The following is a 21,005-nucleotide window of genomic DNA, read 5'->3' on the forward strand; positions in this document are numbered from 1 at the left end:
TGTAAAATAGGCATCCCTCGCCTACTCAGACGGGAATAATGGTTCCCTGTCTAAAGGCGAGGGATATGTTTTCACCATCGACTGTAGTGTTTCGCTGTCGAGCAGTTTACCGTCCGTTACGACTGCCGCTATCGAACGCGAATGGCTGATATCCTCCAGAGGGTTTTCATCCAGGAGCACCAGATCAGCCCATTTTCCCACTTCAATGCTACCGGCATGGTCATCTACTCCCAAAAATTTGGCAGGTGTGATAGTGGCTGCTTGCAGCGCTTCCAAAGGACTCAAGCCGGCTTCAACGAGAAGCTCCAGTTCATCATGCAAACTAAATCCGAACACACTGGGAATCGGCTCCTTGTCCGACCAGAGTGTGTCGGTACCCGCCATAATCGGAACGCCTCGCTCCTTCATTTCCGTAATAAGCTGTGGATACAGCTCATATAGACGTCCAATGACAGATCGCGACATCTCCAGCCCCGCTTTATTCTTTTCCTGGTAATCGATCCACATCTTTTGAACTTCAGTGGGAGCGTATTGTGTGCGAGATGCGTCCATATCCGCTAGCAAATTGTGAAAGGTAGCCAAGGTCGGTACGATATAGGTTTGATTTTTGGCAAAGGTTTCAAAAAGTGCGTGAGCCTTCTCGGTATCGAAGGATTGTGCAGCTGCGAGATCAACGGCAAAGATGTACGGTATATGGTTGGCATACTGTGCCCGAATCTCCTCCTCTTGTCGGGAAGAAGCAATCAGGATCCCATAAAAATGTTCGATGCTTTTCTGTCCCAAATCCGATGCTTCCATGGCGCTTACCGCAAACGGAACATGCCCTGCAAACGTCAATCCCTGCTTTTGCGCTTCGTCCGCAATGGCCAGATACAGGCTGCGCGGCAAATACGTGTACACTTTTACAAAGTTGACCCCGACTTCCTTTAACTCTCTTACCTTTGCTCTTGCCTCCTCTTCCGTTTTCAAGTTCACCTGCATCAATGATCCATCGCCCATCGTTTTCGCCCCGTCCAGAGCTGGTCCGGAAAAGAAGAGACGAGGCGCTAATGTTCCAGCATCGATCGTTTTCCGCCATTCATCCAATTGGCTCAAGCTGGCGCCCATGTCACGCACGCCGGTTACACCATTGGCCAACAGATACGGAAACGCGTTTTCTTGGTCATCGAGCAAATGAACGTGCATATCCCAGAGGCCGGGTATCAGATATTTGCCTGTGCCATTGTAAATGAGAGCTTCTGGGGGAATGCTTATTTCGCTCGATGGCTCTACTTGTACGATTTCGTTTTCTTCTATAACTACTGTCTTATCCGGTTGCAATTTGCCCTCTTTTACATCGACAATGGTGACATGAGTAATCGCATAGGGTTTCTCTTTGTCTGTTTCAGCTTCTGAAGCTGCTGAAGCGCTTCCTATCATGCTGGTAAGCAAGCATATAAAGAAAAGCAGTTGCGAAACGTGCTTTTTCATCGATTCCTCCTCGATCTGTATGTTTTTCTCAGAAGATTGACAAATATACTGACTCTCCTTTTTCCCGTGTCCTTCACTACTTCATAGGAATCGGTTATACTGCCCGTGAAAAGTATATGATTAATCATAGTCAAACCTTGATAGAATGGAAAGGGCTTTAACTCGTTCCCGGATGCTCGCTTCGCAAAAGGATATAACTGTTTCGCGCCAAGTTTGATTTTAATAGCAGCATTTTACACATCCAGAGAGCTCGAAAAAATGTTAGCTGCTCAGATTTTAGAAATGCTTTTCTATGAACATCGTGATAACATTGTTATATGGACAAGTTAATTTATATTTAACTCTTCATATAATAAAAATGGACCACAGGTGTTCCCGCACCTATGGTCGTGTACATTGCTTTCCCCTCAAGGGGACTGCTCAATCGAAGATGCATTGAAAAAAGTAGATCACCTAGCTGCCAAGCTCATAGGTGATCTACTTTTTTTGTGGAACGAGAGTATCGCGGCAATCAGCAAGCCGCAAGAAATCATTAGCGAAATCGTTTCATATAAGTGGAAAAGAAATTTTATCAATTCTAATCTACTAAAAAAAGCATGCCTCGAAAGACATGCCCCTTATTACAAAGATTAAAGGAAAAGAGCTCCGATGGAGAAAAGAACGCCTGTCACGATCAGCGTAAGAACACAATAGCCCATGATATCCTTGGCTTTCAATCCGGCAATCGCCAGCACAGGGATCGCCCAGAATGGCTGAACCATATTCGTCCATTCACCCCACGCTACCCCCATGACCACCTTCGGAATGTCTGCCCCCAGCTGTACAGCGGCTTCCACCATAATCGGACCTTGCACGGCCCACTGCGCTCCGCCGGATGGGATGAAGATATTCAGAAAGCCTGCGCTGATAAACGCCCAGAACGGTAATGTATCCGCTGTGGAAATCGCGGTGAACCATTGCGAAATAATGACCGCCAGTCCCGATTTCTCCATCAGCGCGATGATTCCGCCATAGAACGGGAACTGCAGCACAATCGCACCCAGTGATTTTCCGCCCTCCATAATATTGTTGACGTATTCGATGGGCGATCTGCTCAGCAAAAGTCCTGCGATCAAGAACGTCGTATTAACGATGTTGATATCCAGGGTTCCTCCCTTTCCGAAATAACGGAAAAGAAAGATCGCACCTGCCACACCGATGATGAGATTGAGGACTCGCAGCTGTTCAACCTTGCTTGCCCAAGACTGAGGAGCCGGCTGGATCGCTACTTCCAGTGTGGCAGCTTCTTCGTTTTCCAGCAGAGATTGATCGATGCTCCGCACATCTTTGTCTTTGGGTGCCATGGCGATCATGAGAATCGGCAGCGCGATGACGATCAGTGCAGCTGTGATCAAGTTAAACGGGGTAAGCAGTGTGTCGCTGATCGGAATGACGCCAATGGTCTTCTCGAGCGGATGCCCCTTCGTCGCCACCAATAACGCCGCGCTGCTCGTATAACCCATGGTCCAGATGACGAACCCCGAATAAGCCGCAGCCACAAGAAGCGGATAATGAACATTTTTGATCCGCTTTGCCATCTGCTGGGCGATGACCGCTCCCACCACAAGCCCAACACCCCAGGAAAGCAGGTTGGCCAGCGATGAAATCAGTACTGTAAACGCGTAAGCCGCTCGCGGGGTATTGACTACCGAACAGAGTCGATTCAGTGCATTTGTCACGGCAGGCGTCTTGACCAGCGCTGCACCTGTGACCAGTACGAGACAGATCTGCATAGTGAAGGCGAGAATCCCCCACAATCCGCCGGACCAATAATCAATGAGGTCGAGCGGTGAGCTCGGAGTCATGAACAGGGCAGCGGCATAGACTACAAATGTCAGAATGACAGCGAATAAAAATGGATCAGGCAAATAACGTTCCATCACTCTTACGAAAAAATTAGCGGTACTGCGAATCATGAAGTAACCTCCCTTTAATGTCAAAATGGTAAGCGCTTACAATAAAGGTATTTATGAATCGCGCCTTTCCATGGGAGTAATGTTGCAAATCTCGTGCCATTAAAAAACACCTTCAAAATGAAGGCGTTTTCGTGTTATGTGCGCATATCATTGACTACTTTTTGCACAGTACGTGCCCTTTATTGCACACCGTATTCTTCGATCTTGTACAACAAAGCTCGCCGTGACATTTCCAAGCGATTGGCGGCCTGCAGCTTGTTTCCTTTCGTCTCCTGCAAGGTCCGGATGATGACTTCCCGTTCCACTTCCCGGAGGATTTCTTTCATCGTTTTTCCTTTATACGGATCGTTCTGTCTGAACCCCTCTTCCTTTCGCTCCGCCGGCAGATCGATATGCTCGGGCAGCAGTGCCGGACCGTTTGCGATCACCAGAGCCCGTTCGATACAATTTTCCAGCTGTCGTACATTACCTGGCCAATCATAAGCGACAAGCTTTTCGATCGCCTGCTTGGAAACGTAGCTGAGCTTTTTCCCAGTCTCTTCCCCAAACTTGGCTATAAAGTAGTGCAGCAGCATCGGAATGTCATCTTTACGCTCCCGCAGAGGCGGTACCTGAATGGGGACGACGTTCAACCGGTAAAACAGATCTTCCCGAAACAGATTCTGTTTGATCCGTTCTTGCAGGTCTTGATTGGTCGCTGCGATCACACGGACATCGATCGGGATCGCTTCAAGTCCGCCGACTCGGGTAATGCTCCTTTCTTGCAGCACCCGCAGCAGCTTTACCTGCAGAGGCAGGCTCAGTTCCCCCACTTCATCCAAAAAGATCGTGCTCTGGTCGGCGATTTCGAATAGCCCCAGTTTTCGTTCATTGGCTCCTGTAAAAGCCCCCCGTTCATAACCAAACAGTTCGCTTTCCAGCAAATTTTCCGGGATCGCCCCGCAATTTACGGAAATCATGGTCTTTTTGCATCGCGGGCTGTTGGCGTGAATCGCTTTTGCGATCAATTCTTTTCCGGTTCCGCTTTCTCCCTGAATGAGCACGGTTGCTTTCGACATGCTTACTTTTCCGACTAGCTTATACACCTCCTGCATGGGCGCGCTTAATCCGACCATATGATTCATCGCGTAGACATCCGGATTTGTCTCCAGCCACTCTTCCTGCTGTGTCATCGGCATGCGGCTGTCCAACGCTTTTTTGATGACTTGCTTCACTTGCATGAGATCGAATGGTTTCTGCACATAATCAAAAGCGCCCAGCTTCATCGCTTCCATGACCTCATGAGCGGATCCGTAGGCAGTCATCATGATGATGGCCGGCGAAGCTGCATGCAGCGGCTGCATCCGACGCAGCGTTTCCATCCCGTCCATTTCCGGCATCCGCAAGTCAACCAGCATCACATCCGGATGGTGGCGTGCCGCCATTTCCAAAGCAGCACGTCCATCCGTTGCCTCCAACGTATCATAACCGGCTTTACGCAAGGTGGTGGTTAACGCTTTGCGGACATTGGCTTCATCATCCACAATCAGCACACGCTGCATCCTTCTTGTTCTCCTTTCGTATGGCCGGGAGCGTCACGGTAAATTGCACGCCGTCCCGTTCGTTATTCACTGTGATATGACCGCCATAGGCCTGGACGATTCGCTGAGAGATGGAAAGCCCGAGACCCGTTCCTGTTTTTTTGGTTGTGAAAAACGGCTCAAAGATGGATAATTGATCCGCTTCTTCAATCGGCGCCCCTTCGTTATAAAAATGGATCATGACTCGCTCGTTGCGGGTCTCGAGCTCCACCCACAGCTGTCCCCTGTATGGAGCCGCCTGTATCCCATTCAGCAGGATGTTGAGAAAGACTTGTTTGAGCAGCTCCGGAGATGCATCGACGTCTGGGAGGGACGTTTGTTCACGCTGCTTCACGGAAAGCTCTTTTTGCTTGAAAGATGGCTTGAGCAACACGAGGGTCTGCTGGAGGACCTCCTGAACAGACACGGGGACATGTTTTTCCTCTGATGGACGCGAAAAGAGCAGCAATTCCTCTGCAAACCGATTTAACCGCTCGACTTCCTCTATGATAATCGTAGTATATTCACGACTATCGTGATTGGGCGGCAAGTCATCCTCAATGATCTGCGTAAACGCCTTAATGGATGTCAGCGGATTACGCACCTCATGGGCGATGCTGGTGGCCAGTTCGCCGATCAACGCCAGTTTTTTTGCCTGAGCCAGACTCGACTGACTTGCCTGGAGATCTTCCGCCAGCTTGTTGATCGCATCAATAATTTCCCCCGGCTCTCCGCGCATTCGCTTCATGCGGAAGGATAGATTGGTGCTGAGCTGGCGTAGACCTTCCTTGATCTCGGTGAGAATCAGCTCCAAGCGATGAATGACCATGCCGCTGGCCGCAGCCGCGACCAGGCACCCGATCCCGACAATCGCATAGATTCCGTATCTCATACCTTTCAGCTGAACATCAATATTGGACATCAATTCATTCGCCCAGGCGTAGCCGATTACTTTTCCATTCCGAATGAGCGGATACATGGCATTCATGATGTTCCCGCGTACCTGATCGCCAACCGCTACAGCCATTTTCCCAGTACGCATGACTTCACGTCCGGGATGGTACATGGGTATCGATTTTCCGACATGCTGATTCATCTCCGAGCTCGGTCCATAGGTCACTATCGCATCCCATTCTGCCGCGTAATACCCGACACCGATCCCTGGGTTGGTCCGGGCAATTTGATCCGTGACCGGACCCAGCACCTGATTGAGCAAGGCAATTTTCTGTGCGCGATTCATGGACTGGGCATTTCGCTGCTGCAAGAGGCTGTTGAAATCTTCTGATAATGCATAATCCAGCTGGTGTGTGATCGCGATCAGCTTCGCTTGTTTTTCTTCCAACAGTGCGTTTTCGGCCAAGTGCAGCAACGTGAAGCCCGTGATGATAATCGGCATGATCGTTACAGCAAGCACGGAAGCTGCAAAGCGGATTCGATAAAGATACGTTCTCATACGAGCCCCCGATGAAAGCGTTTTTCTATTCGTATCATACCATAACGAGCGTAACTTGGAATTTATCCATTGGCACGCGAAAGAAGAAACCCGCTCCAGTGTTCAAACAGAGCGGCTTTCTCGGGATTGTTCGACTCTCTACACAATCTCATCAAAATACTCTACTGTTTTCATTCGTCCGCCAACCTGGCGAAGCTCCCAGGTTTCCTCCAAATAAATCTCTGCAAGCTTCTCGTATTTTCCCCCATGCCGATTTGCCCATTCTACGGCGATCACGCTTTCGTACAGCCATGCCATCCGCTGGATCAACGTTTTTGCCTCATAGGTCTGCAAAGCTTCATCAAAGTTGGCAAAATGCTCAAGCGTAACGGCAAGTTTGTCAAGTTCTGACGCCACGATTGGTGTGAGCGAATATTCCTGAATCGCGGCCAACCGTTTCCGCATTTCCTGCACAAACACATGATGGGCATCATAGCGATTCACGAGCCGGATGAGCTCGAGCCCTAAAATATTCGCAGTCCCCTCCCAGACTGTCAGCACCTGGGCATCACGCAGCAAGCGCGGGGTGACAAAATCTTCGATGTAGCCGTTTCCCCCGTGCATTTCGATCGCTTCATGTGCAAAATGAATGGCTTGTTCAGCGGTTTCCTTTTTCATCATGGCGATATACAACCGGTTCAGGATCAATTCCTGTTCGGATGCAGTGCCTTCGGTTACTTTTTCAAACAAGCGGATCAGATCAAACACAGCTGCCAGCTCTACATGAAGTTTTGCGGCGAGCTTGCCCAGCGTATCCTTCACCATCGTGAAATCAGTCAACCGCTTGCCAAACGCATTTCGCTGACTCGCATACTCCTTTGCTTCCGACCACCCTCTGCGCATGATGCCAACGGAAGCCACCGCATTGCAGATCCGTGATAGGTTCAACGCTTCCATCATGTAGTGAAACCCTTTTGCCGGATCTCCGACCACATACGCATACGCTCCGTCAAATTCCACTTCACCGGATGGTACCGCACGGACGCCCAGCTTATCTTTTAGGCGGCGTATACGCAGTCCATTCAAGCTGTCATCTTCCAAACGCCACGGTACGGCAAACAACGTGAGACCTCGTGATCCGGCAGGCGCTCCCTCGATACGTGCTAGCACCATTGCTACTCCGCACATCCCGGCGTTGGAAGCGAAATATTTTTCGCCGTACAAACGATAATGGTCCCCATCCATTACGGCTCTCACAACATTCGCGCCTACATCAGAGCCACCCTGGCGTTCTGTCAAAAAGGTAGCACCCTCATACAACGGTATTTCACCTGTGGAGCACACATGGGGAAGAAAACGCTCCTTTAAAGCGTGGTCCGCATAATGATCAAGCAGATAGGCCGTTGCCAGCGTCAACGTTACCGGACAATAAAAGCCTGGCTCCGATTGCGACAGCAAATAGCCCTGCGCAAAGCTGTACGTGTAATTTCCTTTCTGTCCGAGGGCAGGTATGTTTTTATGCACGTACCCGACAATCCCTGTGCCATAGGTTTCTGCGACCGTTTTCCGATAACCTTCATTCACCCAGACCTCGGAAATTTCTTCGCCGTAGCGGTCATACCTTTTCAGACTGGGCTGGCCTTCACGATCCGTATGCTTGGCTCGTTCATCGATCTCATTGGCACACAGCTCGCCAAAGGCAAGCAGTTCCTGTTTCGCATACTCCAGAAACGGTCCGTCCAGTGTTTCCTCCACAATCAGACGGAGCGTGTCATCGCCGGAAAAGAAATTGCGGCGTGCTTTGTTTTTTTGCTCCTGCAATACTTTCATGCTATGCTTTCCCTCCTTCGCGCAGCTTGGCCGCCTCCCTAATCGTTTTCACATCACCCCCACCAATGGCTGTTTATCCGTAGTATAGCATTTGCGTTAAAGGAAAGAACAAGCGAAAAAAAGCCAGTCGCACACAAGAGCGTGAGCGACTGGCTGCAGATGTATTATTTTTTTAAACGGTAAGGAACAGTAGCTATTTTCACATCTTGGCGGGCAAACAAATATGCTCGCATTAACAAACTTGTCTGGTTATGAAGAAGGTTATGCCACCATTTCTTGGTGATGAATTGCGGAATCAGTACCGTTACGTGATCTGTTTCTGCCTTTTTCCATTCGACCGTATCGATAAACTTAAACAGGGGTCGAATAATGCTGCGATAATGGGAACGCAGGACAATCAACCGCACCCCGGGATTCCACTTCTCCCACTTTTCCTCCATCTTTTTCATATCTTCATCGCTGAACCCGACATAGACCGCGACAATATCGTCCGTGAGGGATTGCGCATAGCTGATCGTGCTTTTTACGACCTGTGAGATCCCGGCGACAGGGATGACGATGACGCTTCCTTTGGGCTCCGGTTTCTCCGTCGCAATATCAATTCGCAGCTCATCAGCCAAGTCCCGATAGTGTTCATGAATCTTCTTAAAGATGAAAATCACGATCGGCAGGAACAAGAAGATCGTCCAAACCTGCGAGAATTTGGTTACCAAAAAGATCAGGCAAATCGTCAGCGTGGTCAGCATGCCAACGGTGTTAATCAGGAAAGGAACCAACCATCCCGCTGGCTTTTGGGTGATCCAGCGTTTCATCATGCCGGCTTGCGACAAAGTAAATGGAATGAACACACCTAACGCATATAATGGAATTAAATTCTCCGTTTCTCCCTTAAAGGCAATGACCAAAATGGCGGAGAGGACTGCCAAGACAATGATTCCGTTCGAAAAGCCGAGACGGTCCCCGCGAACCATGAACATATTCGGCATAAACCGGTCTTTGGCTAACATGAATGCGAGCAAGGGAAAAGCCGCGAACGCTGTATTGGCTGCTAGGAATAAAATGAGTGCTGTTACTGCTTGAATCGCATAATACAAAAATCCTCGCCCAAATACGGCAGATGCAATTTGTGACACGACGGTCTCCTCGGTGGCTGGTGCAATGCCATAGGCATAAGCCAACAGACTAATTCCCATAAACATCACGCCAAGGATAAGTCCCATCATGACAAGGGTCATCGCTGCGTTGCGCGGTGCGGGATCCTTGAAGTTGGGAATGGCATTGGACACCGCCTCTACCCCTGTCAACGCCGAACAGCCGGAGCTAAACGCCCGCAAAAGCAGAAATAACGTGATTCCTGGAACGGCAATTCCATATTCAGGCGTTTGTGCTTGTACATGACCGGTCAGCCATTGATAGCCGCCGCCGATGATGAGAACGAGCATCGCAAAGACAAAGAGATATACCGGGTACATCAAAATGGTTGCCGATTCAGTGATACCGCGCAAATTCAATATCGTTACAATGAGGATCATAAACAAGGCAATCAGGACTCGGTAATCATGCAGAATCGGAAAAGCGGACGTGATCGCGTCGGTTGAAGCAGACGTACTCACCGCTACCGTCAAGATGTAGTCCACCAGCAATGAGCCGCCAGCGACCAGTCCGGTTGTGGTCCCTAAGTTATTCTTGGCCACAATGTATGCGCCGCCGCCAGTTGGATACGCAAAGATGGTTTGGCGGTAGGACAAGATGAGTATCGTCAATAACCCTACTACCGTTAGTGAAATCGGAATGGAGTACCACAATGCCACAGCACCCAAAACTATCAACACATGCAGTATCTGTTCCGTGCCATATGCGACAGAAGATAAGGCATCGGAAGACAGCACAGCTAGCGCTTTGACTTTATTTAATTTTTCCTCTGCCAGTTCATTTGATTTCATCGGTCTTCCGATTAAAAATCGCTTAAAATCGGATATCATGCTGATTTCCCCTATCCAAAAATATCTGTCTGTTTTTTTACTTTCCTTCGTTTACACAATGACGATCACTTACTTAGCTTGTTTTGCCCTAATTTCGTTTTTTCTCTCCCCTCTCAATAAGAAGGCAACAAAAAAAGCCGTAAGAGGAGGTCCCTCTCGCGGCTTCTTGGCATAGTCAAATAAACCATGTCAAATACACGATTTTGGTTGCCTCTCTTGAAACGCTTACGAGGTTAGCTGACGGATTCGGATGTAAGAGTCACCCTACTCGATAAATCGAGATTCACCCCGTGTGGATGGTATGGATATCCACGTTTGGTTCCCCCGCCCCTTAATAAAAGGCTCAGCGATTTTGCGTGTTTTTTGGATTGACGAACCTTATACTACTCTCCTGAATCAAATCTGTAAATCCCTTTTTAAAAATTTCACAATTGACCCATTGAGGGCAAAAGTACAGGCGCCATCAATTTGTCGCCTGTCCCTATCAAACATCATTTGCCGGTCTCAACTTCTCCGAACCATTTGCTCATTCCACCTGTCATATTGACAACGCGGTATCCTTTAGAGGCCAGGAATTCACACGCTTTTCCACTTCTGCCACCACTGCGGCAGACGACGATGGTCTCCTTATCCGGATCGAGTTCATCCATTCGCTCCGGCAGCACCCCGAGCGGAATATGCTTCGCCTGTGGGATATGTCCCTCTTCCCACTCGTCGGGTTCACGGACATCCAACACCACGATATCCTCTCTGTTCTGTAAACGTTCATGCACATCGGATGGAAACTGCTCTTTGATGGCAGCATTAGACATGTTCATAACCTCCTTATTTCTCGTGAACAGCACAACGGTTTGGGCCCATTTCCATGTCCTGTTGCTCTTCTTCGTTCGGACTCAGTTTGCCCATATTCACCTGACGAATATCTTGGTAGGCATTCGGTTGCGGTGGCAGATTTTCAGTGACGGCAATACGGAATTGATCTTCGTCTTCCAGGCAAAGACCCGGATTGTGCTGATACAATTCCCCGAGCCGTGCGGACACGCTCCCGTCCATTTTCAATTCTGTTATATTGCCAAAGTGCGCTGGCAGCACTATCAGATCCTCCGACAGTTCCTTGAAACGGTTATACAGCGTATCTCTCAGGTCATCTACCCAATCCTCCGCTTTTCCGGCCAAGTCAGGTCGGCCAATCGAACCAACAAATAAAACGTCACCAGTCAGGAAATAGGTATCATCCACGATTAACGACGTACTGCCCATGGTGTGGCCAGGAGAATAAATCGGTTGAATGGAAATCTTGCTGCTGCCTACCCGTATTTCCTTGCCTTCCTCCAACCCCTCATACGAAAAAGTAACCTCGGCAGCATCCTTCGGCGGAAGCCAGTAAGTCGCTCCCGTATGGTCCGCTAATCGTTTCCCGCCTGAGATATGATCAGCGTGAAGATGTGTATCAATCGTATTGGTTATTTTGACGTTGCGTGTTTTGGCGAAATCTTCGTAGATCGCGGTCATCCGCAGCGTGTCCACAACCGCCGCCTCTCCATTCGAAACGACCATGTAGGATAAACAGCCTTTCCCAATCCGGACAAATTGGTACAGCTCACCACCATCCTTCAAATCCCCTACTTTGACTGGTTCCAGGTGCTGACTCCACCCCTTCATGCCGCCATGCAGATAGCTTACATCCAGTCTGCCCGCTTCCAAAAGCTGTTTTGCTACGAAAATCGACGAACCCTCTTTCGCGCATACAACCAGCACTTTTCTTCCTTCCGGGATTTGATGGAGTGCCTGATCGATCCCATCGATCAAATCAAAATAGGGAATGTTGATCACGTCAATGTTTTCCCCTTCAACCTTCCAATTCGCAAAGTCAGATTCATTGCGGACATCGAGGATAAACAACGATTCCTTATTGAACACAATCCGAGTTAATTCATGTGGTGTCATCGCTTGCAAAGCAGCTGGGTCTATGTTCATTTTTGGTTTCCCCTTTGGTAAAGTTTTTTATCTCGTCTCGGTTGAGCCTATCCATGCAACCATGCCCGGCAGCACATTCTTTACATTGGAAAAGCCATGCTCCGCAAGCAGTTGACAGGCCAGATCGCTGCGATTGCCTGACCTGCATACGACATAAATTTCATCATCAGGCCGCATCTCACTTAAACGCGTTTCCAATACCCCTATCGGTATTGATTTGGCACCCGGGATCCGCGAAAACGCATACTCTGCAGGTTCACGCACATCCAAAACGTGGATATCGTCGGACAGCTTTTGCTGAAGCTGTTGTCCTGCAGTTCTCGCCCATCCCTGCATGTCAGCCAATGATCCTTTATCCGTCGCCTGAACTTCAATCACTTCGCCTAGCTGCATCGCTTCCATCGCTTTTTTCGTGCGGACGATTGGCATCGGGCACGCCAGCCCTTTACAATCCAATGTTTGATTGACTATGATCTCATTCATGTTGTGTACCTCCGTCGTAAGGAAATGTGTATATATACATATACCCCTATATGTATATAGGTTATGTTGTTATTCTTGGATTGTCAATACCCGTTCCACGCTCATCCGTTTGTATGCGAAAAACAGCGGCAATCGAGGGGAAAATCAGTTCCCGATTGTCGCTGTTTTGACTACTCTATTATTTTTCAAGCTTCTTTCACTTTCATGTGTCACAGTGAAAAAACACAGCTTTAGCTCTTAAACATCCATGCCCAGGATTCGATACAGTTCATCAAGCCTTTGGATCTCATAGGTTGGTAGGATGCCTGTCTCATTCGGCTTTCTGCCTGGGTTGAACCAGCAGGTGTCCAGGCCAGCAAGCTGTCCCCCTTTTATGTCGGAGCTTAGTGAATCGCCGATAATTAGCGCTTCTTGCGCTGAAAAATCCGGAATGCGTGCAAAGACATAATCGAAATATTCCTTCATCGGCTTTTGAAAACCCGTATCTTCGGAAACAAAAATATCAAGAAAGAAGGGATGCAACCCGGAATCACGCAATCGTTTATCCTGCGTTTTGGATACGCCATTCGTCACCACATATAAATCATAATCTTGACGAAGATTCTTGATCAATGCCAAAGCGCCTTCGATCAACTGATGTCCCTCGTCCAGAAACCGACGGTACTTTCTCTCCAGAAGCGCCCCATCCACTTCTTGCCCATATTCCTTGAACAATCGGGAAAACCGCGTATTGACGACTTCGTCCCGATCGATTTTCCCCTCTTCAAAAGCTATCCACAGCCCATGGTTAATCCGTTTGTATTGTGTTTCCAGATCTGGTGTAAAGTCCAATTGTTGGTCCGCAAACAGCAACTCCAAGGCTGCTTTTTCCGCAGCGCCAAAATCCAATAACGTATCGTCTACATCAAATAATAGTGTTTTATATGTTTTCATGATGACCTCTCCCATTTCTGCTCTGGCAGCGGATTTGCCGAGCGCTTGAAAACCGTGCTACCGCCCAGCTTAAATACCAAAATGCCGCCCACGATGATGACCACACCCATCAATTGTTGAAAAGAAAAGGGCACCTTGTCCAGACCGAACAGTCCCAGCGAATCCGCAAAAAGAGCAAATCCGAGCTGCGATGTCAATACGATAGAGATGGCGTAGGTTGGTCCAAGCAATCGGATGCCTTGCACCAGGCATGCGACCACCCCAACACCGATCATACCACTGAACCAAAACCAGGACTGCATATTTTGCAATCGGAATAATTGGCTACCTTCAAAGAACAGCCCGGCAATCAGCGAAGCCAAAAACCCCATCCCCAGTACCAGCGTTGTAGTCTGCCAGCTACCGGCGTGTTCATTTACCTTGCTGTTGAATATATTTTGCAGGCTTACCAGCGAACCGGCCAATACCGCAAAGAAAAGACCCAAGACCATTGTCGTTCCTCTCCTATTCGCTTGTTTTCGAGGAGGGCTGCTGTCATTCGTAGATATTCTCGCAGGCTCGTGCGCTCAATCCAACCCGATCCTTCACGATGACATACCCTTTTTGCCGCTCGGTCAGCCCCTCCTCACAAAATTGCTGGATGACGCGATTGACATGCCGATAGCTCGTGCCGATCAAGTTTGCCGCATCCTTCAGATTGGTGGTACTGAGACAGCCTTGGAACCGCACATCGGTTTCGTCATAACAGACTGACAACAGGTAGCTCGCCAGCCTGACCTCTACCGGATACATCAAATTGAAGCTCATCGAACTGGATTTGATGGCAAACTTCTCCGTAATGATGTTCAACAAAAAATGCAGCAGCGGGGCATGGTTGCTACCGTATTTTCGCAACCAGCGGTGATGCACCCCAATCATCCTTACAGGCGTTACGGCTTCCACCGTGTTTATAATATCCATGCCGCGCACATATTCGACATCCCCGATGACCTCCAGCGGTTTTTTAAAGGAGAGGATCAATGTTTTGCCTTCCGCGGATGTGGTATAGATTTTGAGCTTCCCTTTCACGAGAATGTACAGGTACTGCGGAGCCTCACCTTGCGTACAAATCTTCTCCCCTTGCTCAAAGCTGTATAGCGTCATATGCGGGAGTAACGACTCATTCCATATCGACTCGATCTGATATTCCTGTAAAAAAGCCATCAGCTGTGCGGGATCGTGCATTTCTTTCATCGAGCCTTCATCTCCTCAAAATCGTAGGATCAACACACCTGCAATCATCATCGCAAGACCGATGAATTGCGGAAGTCGCATCCTCTTCCTAACCACCCCAAACCACCCTTTGCCATCTATGAGAAAAGTCAAACTCAGCTGGGCAATCAGTAGGATAGAAATGGCAAGGGTGACGCCTGTAAGTCGGATGGCCGTCACATTGCTGTATATGATGACTGCAGCCAAGGCTCCGCCTGTCAGATAGAGCGGCTTTACTTGTTTCAACCCTTTCAAGTTTCCGCCCCGGACAAAGAGCAAGATCACGAGAGCGGTGATGAAACCTGTCATCTGCGTGATCGTCGCCGCCTGCCAAGTGCCAATGGCTTCACTAATGCGCGTATTGGCAACTCCTTGCAATGTAATCAACGTTCCTCCCAGGAAAGCAAAGATCCATCCCTTCATGCTTATCTCCCCAACAGTAGATTTTCTTCCTCTCTATTACACGATAGATGCAGCGTTTGGGGGAAGGACATTTGTCCTCGATCGGGTGTCTGTCGGACCTTTTCCTTTTTCATTATGCGTTTATCAGAGGAATCCGTAAACGAAATGTCGATCCGGTGAGTAGAAAAGCGGCTACCAGGGCAATTTCCACACCCTAGAAGCCGCTGTTGTTTCATTTCAGATATCCCACTCGGGTAAATAGGGCCGAAGATTCCCAAGCATCTGCGAAAAAAGGGATGCCGCATCATTTCGCGATAATGAACTGACTAGCGGGTCCTGCTGAAAGGCTTGTAACAGCTTTTCTTTGTCCTTCATCATGACCGCCTGAAAAACGGCTTCCTGATTCGCGACATGGCCCATGACCAGCTGATGAACATCCTGTGGCAGCTGGCCAGCGATGATCGGCTGCATGCTGTCTCTTCTCACCAGGGCATTGGTCTCCACAATCGCTCCCTGTGGGAACCCTTGGATCTGTCCCTGATTCGGCATATTCACATTCGTGATCATTTCTCCGAACCCTGCCAACGCCAGCATGATCTGAATGCCTTCTTCCCCAGAGGGACTTATCTTCACATTGTCCGCACCAGAAAGAATGTTTTCAGTCTCCATTCTTTTGGCTTGAAGCATTTGCTTGCGGAAATCGACACGAGTCAGATGAAATTTCCATCTTTGCACCGTTTCAGGGTCTTTGAGATAGCCAAAGGAAAGAAATTCGGCCAAGTGCCGGTCACCTGCTGCGGCAATCAACCCGAATCTTTGGAACAGATCAAACTTGACGCGATGAGCGGAGTGAAATACGCTCGTGCGCCAGTCATCCTTTGACTTCTCAAAGCCTTCTTCTCTGTATTTCGCGACAAATTGCTCATAGATCGGCAATAAATCAAGGCCTTGATACGACGCCCGATCGATCCAGGTAAAGTGGTTGATACCGAGTACATTCACGTGAATCTCTTGACGCTCTTTCACCTCGATCCCCAGCCTATCGGCAAGCATATCAGCCAACAGCTGCTGGGTGCCAAACACTTCATGGCAGCAGCCAAACGCCTTGATCTGGGGAAACACTTCGTAGAGTGTACGGACGCAAAGGGACATCGGATTTGTATAGGAAATGACCCAAGCATCGGGGGCATGCTCCTTGATTTGTTGCGCAATCGATGCGTACATGGGAATGGTTCGCACGGCCCGCATGATACCTCCAGGTCCGACTGTGTCGCCAACCGATTGATAGATGCCATACGCTTCCGGCAAATGTACGTCGGTTTCCATGTCATCAAGCGTCCCCGGCAGGATGGAAATGATCACAAAATCGGCGTTAGCCAATGCTTCTTCTATCGTCGCAACAGCGGTGTAGGTCCACTTCCCTTTTGCGTCGGGGTGCGCCGAGATCATGTTCCCCAAACGCTCATTCTTACGTGCGGCTTCCATGTTGATATCGTACAAAGCCACTGTACCGGACATCCTCTCCTCCAGAGCCAGATCAACCATCATGCTGCGCGCCCATCCCAGAGAGCCACCGCCTATGTAAGCAATTTTCAACTCCCGTCCCTTTGTCATTTTCCCCCCTCCTTCGCTTGCTTTACGCCCACGTAACCTGGTCGCAAGTAGGACGACAGGTCATGAATGCCTTTCTCCCGTATCTCCTCTGCAACGAACCCGGCAATGCGGATTGCTCCACGTTCATGAAAATGTGTATCGTCTTGGGCGCCAAGCGGAAAATGTTCATACTCACCGGGGGCGGTCCACATGAAAATGCGCTTGCTCGCCTCTGCTCCGAGCTGTGCCAGGAATCGTTTGCTTTTGGCCGCAAGATCAATAAGCGGGACTTGCTCTTCCTCCGCTACCTGCCTCATCGCTTCCAGATACGGCCCGTGTGTGTCTACGAGCTTTCCGGATTCATCAAAGTGGCGTCTGTGAACCGGGGTGACCAACACCGGAATCGCTCCCGCTTTTTTCGCACCATCCAGATACACCTGCAGATATTCCGGATAGGAGGTGAACGGATCGGTCCCTCTCTCGTCGGTCTTTTGATCGTTGTGACCGAATTGAATCAGTACATAATCACCCGGACGTATTTGCCGCCATATGTTCTCGAGCCGCCCTTCGGCGATAAAGCTTTTGGAGCTCCTGCCTGACCGCGCATGGTTGGACACTGCGATGCCATCATGAAAAAAGAGCGGTAATACCTGCCCCCAGCCCGTACATGGGTATTGACCCGATACCTGATCCGTGACCGTGGAATCGCCCGCCAGAAAAATCGTTGGCGTATCAGTCGGCTCCAGCATCAAAAAAGATACATGCGGAGCCGGCCCAACGAATGCAATGGAAAACGGAGGTTGATCCACACGAATCGTAAATGACTCAACCTCCGTGTGGCCAGCATCCACTTCTTTCTCCCATACCAAGACTTTCCCCGTTCCGCACTTTACTGTGGTCACAGAGGGAACATGCGGGTGTCCGAATGTGACTGACACCTTGTATATGCCATCGGGAACATCAACGAGAAACGAATCAACTGCAGGAACATGGCATCCTCCGGGCAGCGTATCCCTCAGGTCTTCATCTAGCGAAAGGACATGATTGACATATCCATAACCAAGCTCCTTGCTGTATCTCGTCGCAGAGGTTACACGCACTGCATGTTCACGCAGAGTATGTTCCCCCTTTTCATCAAAGTGAAAGGTCGCGCAAGTCATCCTGATTGATCCCCTTTCATTCCCATCGATTGTGGTTCCTTCCCTTGTCTTCCCATCGCAACTCCACCATTTTGCCGGACTTGGGATTGTTACATCATGGGGTGATTAGACAAACGTCCTTCTGTTGGCTTGCAGCAGCGCGGAGAGAAAAGCCAATGTCAGTCCTTGCCCCCAGCCTTGAATTCGCTTGCACGGCACTGCCTTATAGCCCTCTGCGTCACGCATCACAGCCGTGCCAGCCGACACCTGGGTGACCATTCCTTCCTTGGTGACATGCCGCAGAATGCCTTGGATGGACCTCTGGATATATTTGTTGTAGAGCGAGCCATAGGAAAGAAGCGCGGTAGCAATGCCCGCGGAGCCGGATATTTCCTCATAGGATGTCGGATCGGTCAACACGGTGTGCCACAGTCCGTTTTCCGATTGCAGCCGGACCAGCGCGCTCACTTGATCGCGTAAAGAGCCCTCGATGATCATGAAAGAAGGATGGGTCACATGCACAAGCTCCAGCGCTTTGGCCATCGTTAATGCGGCCCACGCATTTCCCCGCGCCCAAAAAATACCTGACATATGATTTTGCGCGATGTTATCCCATCCGTGATAATAGAGGTTGGTGACAGGATCCTGCAGAAAGCGCTCATGTCCGTGATACTGCTTGAGCCCATCCTCGAAATAATCCTCCCTGCCCAGCATGGATCCGACGCGCAGCAAGAAATAACCCGCCATCATCATCGTGTCGACCCATGCCTGTTCGGGAAAATTGTACACTTCTGAATTGACCGTATGCTGAAAGATTCCGTCCGCGAACCGCTCTGCATCATGCTGCAGATATTGCGCCATCTGCGTGGCAATCTCGATATATGTTTCATCCTCGGTCGCCTTGTACAGGGAAAGGATACAGTGGCCGATCGATACGCCGTTCACGGATAAGCGTGGCAAGCCGTCCTCCAGCTTCTCGTCCACCCATGCCTTGAGTAGATTCAAATAGGCTTTATTTCCCGTGGCTTCATACGCTTCAGCAACTCCGAAAAACGCAACGCCTCCTGGCCAATCCCAATTAAAATCCATCTGGAATGTGCGGTGAACGATCCGATCAATGGCATCCCGAATTTCTGCTTCATCATAGGTGAGCGCTGGCATCTCTCTCATTCCTCCCTTTCTATTTCAAACCAGTGGTACTAATGCCTTCTACGATATACTTCTGAAAAATAAAGAAGATGATGATCACCGGAAGCAAGGACACGACGGACATGGCAAACATCGCTCCCCAGTTGGAAGCCGACTCGCTGTCCAAAAACAGCTTTAACGCGAGCGAAACGGGATAGAGATCCGGACTATTCAGATACAGAACCGGATTGATCAGATCCTCCCAACGCCAGTAAAACGAAAAGATCGCCGATGTCGCCAAGGCAGGCGTGATCAAGGGCAAGATGACTTTGAAAAAGATGCCGAATCTCCCGCAGCCGTCGATCTTGGCCGCTTCATCCAAATCTACGGGAATCGTGCGGATAAACTGGACCATCAAAAAAATAAAGAACGGATAACCGAACCAATGCGGCACGACAATCGGTTTGAACGTATTGATCCACCCCAGCTTAGCGAACAAGATGTACTGCGGGATCATCACGACCTCATGCGGCAGCATCATGGTCAGCATCATGCAGGCAAACCAAAAGTTTTTTCCGGCAAACGGAATGCGGGCGAACCCGTAGGCAATCAAGGCCGATGAGATAACCGCACCCGCTGTGGACAAGACGACGATGATCAGCGAATTTTTGATAAAGGTGAGAAACGGTTGACCCGCAATGCCCTTCCAGCCCTCCGAGTAATTGCTCCAGATCCACGGATCGGGAACCAGAGAATGGGCTGTCGAGAAAATGCTGGTGCTCTCCTTAAACGAACTGATCAACAGCCAGATCACCGGATACAGCATGACGATGGCCAATCCAGCAGTAAACAGATGATAGAAGAGGTTGCGAGGTCGAAAGCGTTTTGACTTCACGGGCTCTGGACCATTCACTGCCACTTTGGCGGAAACTGTCTCCATCCGCTTCACTCCCCCTTCGACTCATAATGAACCCAGTACTTCGAGGTTTTAAAGAACACAAAGGTAAGCAGCGCGACGAACAGGAGCATGACCCATGCCATGGCGGATGCGTAGCCCATCTGGAAAAAGCTGAAGGCTTTCTGGAACAGATATAGTGAGTACAGCAAGGTCCCGTCCAGCGGTCCGCCCTCCCCTTTGGAGATGATATACGCAGGCGTGAACGTCATGAACGCGGCAATCGTCTGCATGACCAGGTTAAACAGGATGATTGGGCTCAACAAAGGAAGGGTTACCTTGAAAAATTGCTGAACCGCATTGGCCCCATCCACACTCGCCGCTTCATAGTAATCTTTCGGAATGTTTTTTAAGCCCGCCAGAAAAATCAGCATGGATGAGCCAAATTGCCACACAGCCAGAAGGATCAGGGTCCACAGCGCTTTCATCGGGTCCTGGTACCACAGAATCTGCTTGTCGATGCCCACAAAGAACAGCAGCGCGTTGATCATGCCTTCATTGCCGAAAATATTGCGCCACATGATCGCGACGGCTACGCTGCCTCCGAGGATGGATGGCAGGTAAAACAGCGTCCGGTACAACCCGACTCCCCGTGAAGCCCGATTCAACTGCATCGCGATAAAAAGAGCAAATGCCAGACGCAAGGGAACTCCAGCGAGCACATAAATCAGCGTTACTTTTACCGAGCTCCAATACTTTTCGTCATTGGTAAACATCTCCGTAAAGTTATCCAGACCAATCCACTGTGGCGAGGAAAACAGATCGTACGAGGTAAAAGACAAATACAGCGACGCCAGCATAGGGATGATGGTGAACATGAGAAACCCTGCGATGAACGGCGCGATAAACGCATATCCTGCGAGATTGTCTTGCTTGGGGCGAAACTTCATCGTCATTCACTCCTCTTGGGACCACT

19 protein-coding genes and 1 riboswitch are annotated in these 21,005 nt (G+C 49.5%); all 19 genes read right to left on the minus strand.

Features of this window, described 5'->3' with window-relative positions; all coding sequences use genetic code 11:
• Nucleotides 1-21: 21 nt before the first annotated feature.
• The 19 genes from EIZ37_RS08145 to EIZ37_RS08230 all read right to left on the minus strand — a co-directional run bounded on the left by EIZ37_RS08145 (nucleotide 22) and on the right by EIZ37_RS08230 (nucleotide 20,979).
• The gene (locus EIZ37_RS08145) at nucleotides 22-1,470 is read right to left on the minus strand and encodes an amidohydrolase family protein (RefSeq protein ID WP_134684079.1); all 1,449 of its coding nucleotides are present in this window, start codon (nucleotides 1,468-1,470) and stop codon (nucleotides 22-24) included.
• A gap of 449 nt (nucleotides 1,471-1,919) precedes the next feature.
• Entirely contained in the window at nucleotides 1,920-2,045 is a 126-nt protein-coding gene (locus tag EIZ37_RS26705) for a putative holin-like toxin (protein WP_407921124.1), read from the minus strand.
• Between the two features lie 54 nt (nucleotides 2,046-2,099).
• Nucleotides 2,100-3,425 carry a short-chain fatty acid transporter gene (locus EIZ37_RS08150; protein WP_134684080.1) on the minus strand — a complete coding sequence of 442 codons (1,326 nt, stop codon included), beginning with the start codon at nucleotides 3,423-3,425 and terminating at the stop codon, nucleotides 2,100-2,102.
• Nucleotides 3,426-3,604: 179 nt separating this feature from the next.
• Entirely contained in the window at nucleotides 3,605-4,966 is a 1,362-nt protein-coding gene (locus EIZ37_RS08155; protein WP_134684081.1) for a sigma-54-dependent transcriptional regulator, read from the minus strand.
• Complete coding sequence (locus tag EIZ37_RS08160) at nucleotides 4,941-6,437, minus strand: ATP-binding protein (protein WP_134684082.1); 1,497 nt, start codon at nucleotides 6,435-6,437, stop codon at nucleotides 4,941-4,943. Before EIZ37_RS08160 ends, EIZ37_RS08155 begins: the two co-directional genes overlap by 26 nt.
• Nucleotides 6,438-6,575: 138 nt before the next feature.
• Nucleotides 6,576-8,246, minus strand: a complete 1,671-nt coding sequence (locus EIZ37_RS08165; protein ID WP_134684083.1) for an acyl-CoA dehydrogenase family protein — start codon at nucleotides 8,244-8,246, stop codon at nucleotides 6,576-6,578.
• 164 nt (nucleotides 8,247-8,410) lie between these two features.
• Nucleotides 8,411-10,228, minus strand: coding sequence for an APC family permease (locus tag EIZ37_RS08170; RefSeq protein WP_134684084.1), 1,818 nt, complete (start codon nucleotides 10,226-10,228; stop codon nucleotides 8,411-8,413).
• A 206-nt stretch (nucleotides 10,229-10,434) separates the two neighbouring features.
• Nucleotides 10,435-10,587, minus strand: a riboswitch (cyclic di-AMP (ydaO/yuaA leader).
• Between the two features lie 132 nt (nucleotides 10,588-10,719).
• The gene (locus EIZ37_RS08175; RefSeq protein WP_167568725.1) at nucleotides 10,720-11,040 is read right to left on the minus strand and encodes a rhodanese-like domain-containing protein; all 321 of its coding nucleotides are present in this window, start codon (nucleotides 11,038-11,040) and stop codon (nucleotides 10,720-10,722) included.
• 13 nt (nucleotides 11,041-11,053) lie between these two features.
• Nucleotides 11,054-12,205: an MBL fold metallo-hydrolase gene (locus EIZ37_RS08180; protein WP_134684085.1), complete on the minus strand. Its 1,152-nt coding sequence runs from the start codon at nucleotides 12,203-12,205 to the stop codon at nucleotides 11,054-11,056.
• Between the two features lie 27 nt (nucleotides 12,206-12,232).
• The gene (locus EIZ37_RS08185; protein ID WP_134684086.1) at nucleotides 12,233-12,688 is read right to left on the minus strand and encodes a sulfurtransferase TusA family protein; all 456 of its coding nucleotides are present in this window, start codon (nucleotides 12,686-12,688) and stop codon (nucleotides 12,233-12,235) included.
• Between the two features lie 237 nt (nucleotides 12,689-12,925).
• Nucleotides 12,926-13,621, minus strand: coding sequence for a YjjG family noncanonical pyrimidine nucleotidase (locus EIZ37_RS08190; RefSeq protein ID WP_134684087.1), 696 nt, complete (start codon nucleotides 13,619-13,621; stop codon nucleotides 12,926-12,928).
• Nucleotides 13,618-14,112, minus strand: a complete 495-nt coding sequence (locus EIZ37_RS08195) for a DMT family transporter (RefSeq protein WP_134684088.1) — start codon at nucleotides 14,110-14,112, stop codon at nucleotides 13,618-13,620. The genes EIZ37_RS08190 and EIZ37_RS08195 overlap by 4 nt, the downstream gene beginning before the upstream one ends.
• Before the next feature lie 43 nt (nucleotides 14,113-14,155).
• On the minus strand, nucleotides 14,156-14,854 hold the full coding sequence (locus EIZ37_RS08200) for a Crp/Fnr family transcriptional regulator (protein ID WP_134684089.1): 699 nt from the start codon (nucleotides 14,852-14,854) through the stop codon (nucleotides 14,156-14,158).
• 15 nt (nucleotides 14,855-14,869) lie between these two features.
• A complete protein-coding gene (locus tag EIZ37_RS08205) occupies nucleotides 14,870-15,295 on the minus strand; it encodes a DMT family transporter (RefSeq protein WP_134684090.1) in 426 nt (141 codons plus the stop codon).
• A gap of 216 nt (nucleotides 15,296-15,511) precedes the next feature.
• On the minus strand, nucleotides 15,512-16,888 hold the full coding sequence (locus EIZ37_RS08210; protein ID WP_134684091.1) for a family 4 glycosyl hydrolase: 1,377 nt from the start codon (nucleotides 16,886-16,888) through the stop codon (nucleotides 15,512-15,514).
• Nucleotides 16,885-18,027, minus strand: a complete 1,143-nt coding sequence (locus EIZ37_RS08215; RefSeq protein WP_134684092.1) for a rhamnogalacturonan acetylesterase — start codon at nucleotides 18,025-18,027, stop codon at nucleotides 16,885-16,887. Before EIZ37_RS08215 ends, EIZ37_RS08210 begins: the two co-directional genes overlap by 4 nt.
• 105 nt (nucleotides 18,028-18,132) lie before the next feature.
• Complete coding sequence (locus tag EIZ37_RS08220; RefSeq protein ID WP_134684124.1) at nucleotides 18,133-19,167, minus strand: glycoside hydrolase family 88/105 protein; 1,035 nt, start codon at nucleotides 19,165-19,167, stop codon at nucleotides 18,133-18,135.
• A gap of 19 nt (nucleotides 19,168-19,186) precedes the next feature.
• Complete coding sequence (locus EIZ37_RS08225; protein ID WP_134684093.1) at nucleotides 19,187-20,074, minus strand: carbohydrate ABC transporter permease; 888 nt, start codon at nucleotides 20,072-20,074, stop codon at nucleotides 19,187-19,189.
• A 5-nt stretch (nucleotides 20,075-20,079) separates the two neighbouring features.
• Nucleotides 20,080-20,979 (minus strand): carbohydrate ABC transporter permease, encoded by a 900-nt coding sequence (locus tag EIZ37_RS08230; protein WP_134684094.1) that lies wholly within the window; start codon nucleotides 20,977-20,979, stop codon nucleotides 20,080-20,082.
• Nucleotides 20,980-21,005: the final 26 nt, after the last annotated feature.

Origin of the sequence: Brevibacillus migulae (assembly GCF_004521915.1) — a bacterium.
Taxonomy (GTDB): Bacteria; Bacillota; Bacilli; order Brevibacillales; family Brevibacillaceae; genus Brevibacillus_F; species Brevibacillus_F migulae.

Excerpts from the sequence above, each read along its gene's own strand:
- EIZ37_RS08230 (WP_134684094.1), bottom strand. The coding sequence starts at position 20,979 with ATGAAGTTTCGCCCCAAGCAAGACAATCTCGCAGGATATGCGTTTATC.
- EIZ37_RS08220 (WP_134684124.1), bottom strand. The coding sequence starts at position 19,167 with ATGCCAGCGCTCACCTATGATGAAGCAGAAATTCGGGATGCCATTGAT.
- EIZ37_RS08205 (WP_134684090.1), bottom strand. The coding sequence starts at position 15,295 with ATGAAGGGATGGATCTTTGCTTTCCTGGGAGGAACGTTGATTACATTG.
- EIZ37_RS08215 (WP_134684092.1), bottom strand. The coding sequence starts at position 18,027 with ATGACTTGCGCGACCTTTCACTTTGATGAAAAGGGGGAACATACTCTG.
- EIZ37_RS08145 (WP_134684079.1), bottom strand. The coding sequence starts at position 1,470 with ATGAAAAAGCACGTTTCGCAACTGCTTTTCTTTATATGCTTGCTTACC.
- EIZ37_RS08175 (WP_167568725.1), bottom strand. The coding sequence starts at position 11,040 with ATGTCTAATGCTGCCATCAAAGAGCAGTTTCCATCCGATGTGCATGAA.
- EIZ37_RS08170 (WP_134684084.1), bottom strand. The coding sequence starts at position 10,228 with ATGATATCCGATTTTAAGCGATTTTTAATCGGAAGACCGATGAAATCA.
- EIZ37_RS08200 (WP_134684089.1), bottom strand. The coding sequence starts at position 14,854 with ATGAAAGAAATGCACGATCCCGCACAGCTGATGGCTTTTTTACAGGAA.
- EIZ37_RS08150 (WP_134684080.1), bottom strand. The coding sequence starts at position 3,425 with ATGATTCGCAGTACCGCTAATTTTTTCGTAAGAGTGATGGAACGTTAT.
- EIZ37_RS08190 (WP_134684087.1), bottom strand. The coding sequence starts at position 13,621 with ATGAAAACATATAAAACACTATTATTTGATGTAGACGATACGTTATTG.
- EIZ37_RS08195 (WP_134684088.1), bottom strand. The coding sequence starts at position 14,112 with ATGGTCTTGGGTCTTTTCTTTGCGGTATTGGCCGGTTCGCTGGTAAGC.
- EIZ37_RS08155 (WP_134684081.1), bottom strand. The coding sequence starts at position 4,966 with ATGCAGCGTGTGCTGATTGTGGATGATGAAGCCAATGTCCGCAAAGCG.
- EIZ37_RS08180 (WP_134684085.1), bottom strand. The coding sequence starts at position 12,205 with ATGAACATAGACCCAGCTGCTTTGCAAGCGATGACACCACATGAATTA.
- EIZ37_RS08185 (WP_134684086.1), bottom strand. The coding sequence starts at position 12,688 with ATGAATGAGATCATAGTCAATCAAACATTGGATTGTAAAGGGCTGGCG.
- EIZ37_RS08210 (WP_134684091.1), bottom strand. The coding sequence starts at position 16,888 with ATGACAAAGGGACGGGAGTTGAAAATTGCTTACATAGGCGGTGGCTCT.
- EIZ37_RS08225 (WP_134684093.1), bottom strand. The coding sequence starts at position 20,074 with ATGGAGACAGTTTCCGCCAAAGTGGCAGTGAATGGTCCAGAGCCCGTG.
- EIZ37_RS08160 (WP_134684082.1), bottom strand. The coding sequence starts at position 6,437 with ATGAGAACGTATCTTTATCGAATCCGCTTTGCAGCTTCCGTGCTTGCT.
- EIZ37_RS08165 (WP_134684083.1), bottom strand. The coding sequence starts at position 8,246 with ATGAAAGTATTGCAGGAGCAAAAAAACAAAGCACGCCGCAATTTCTTT.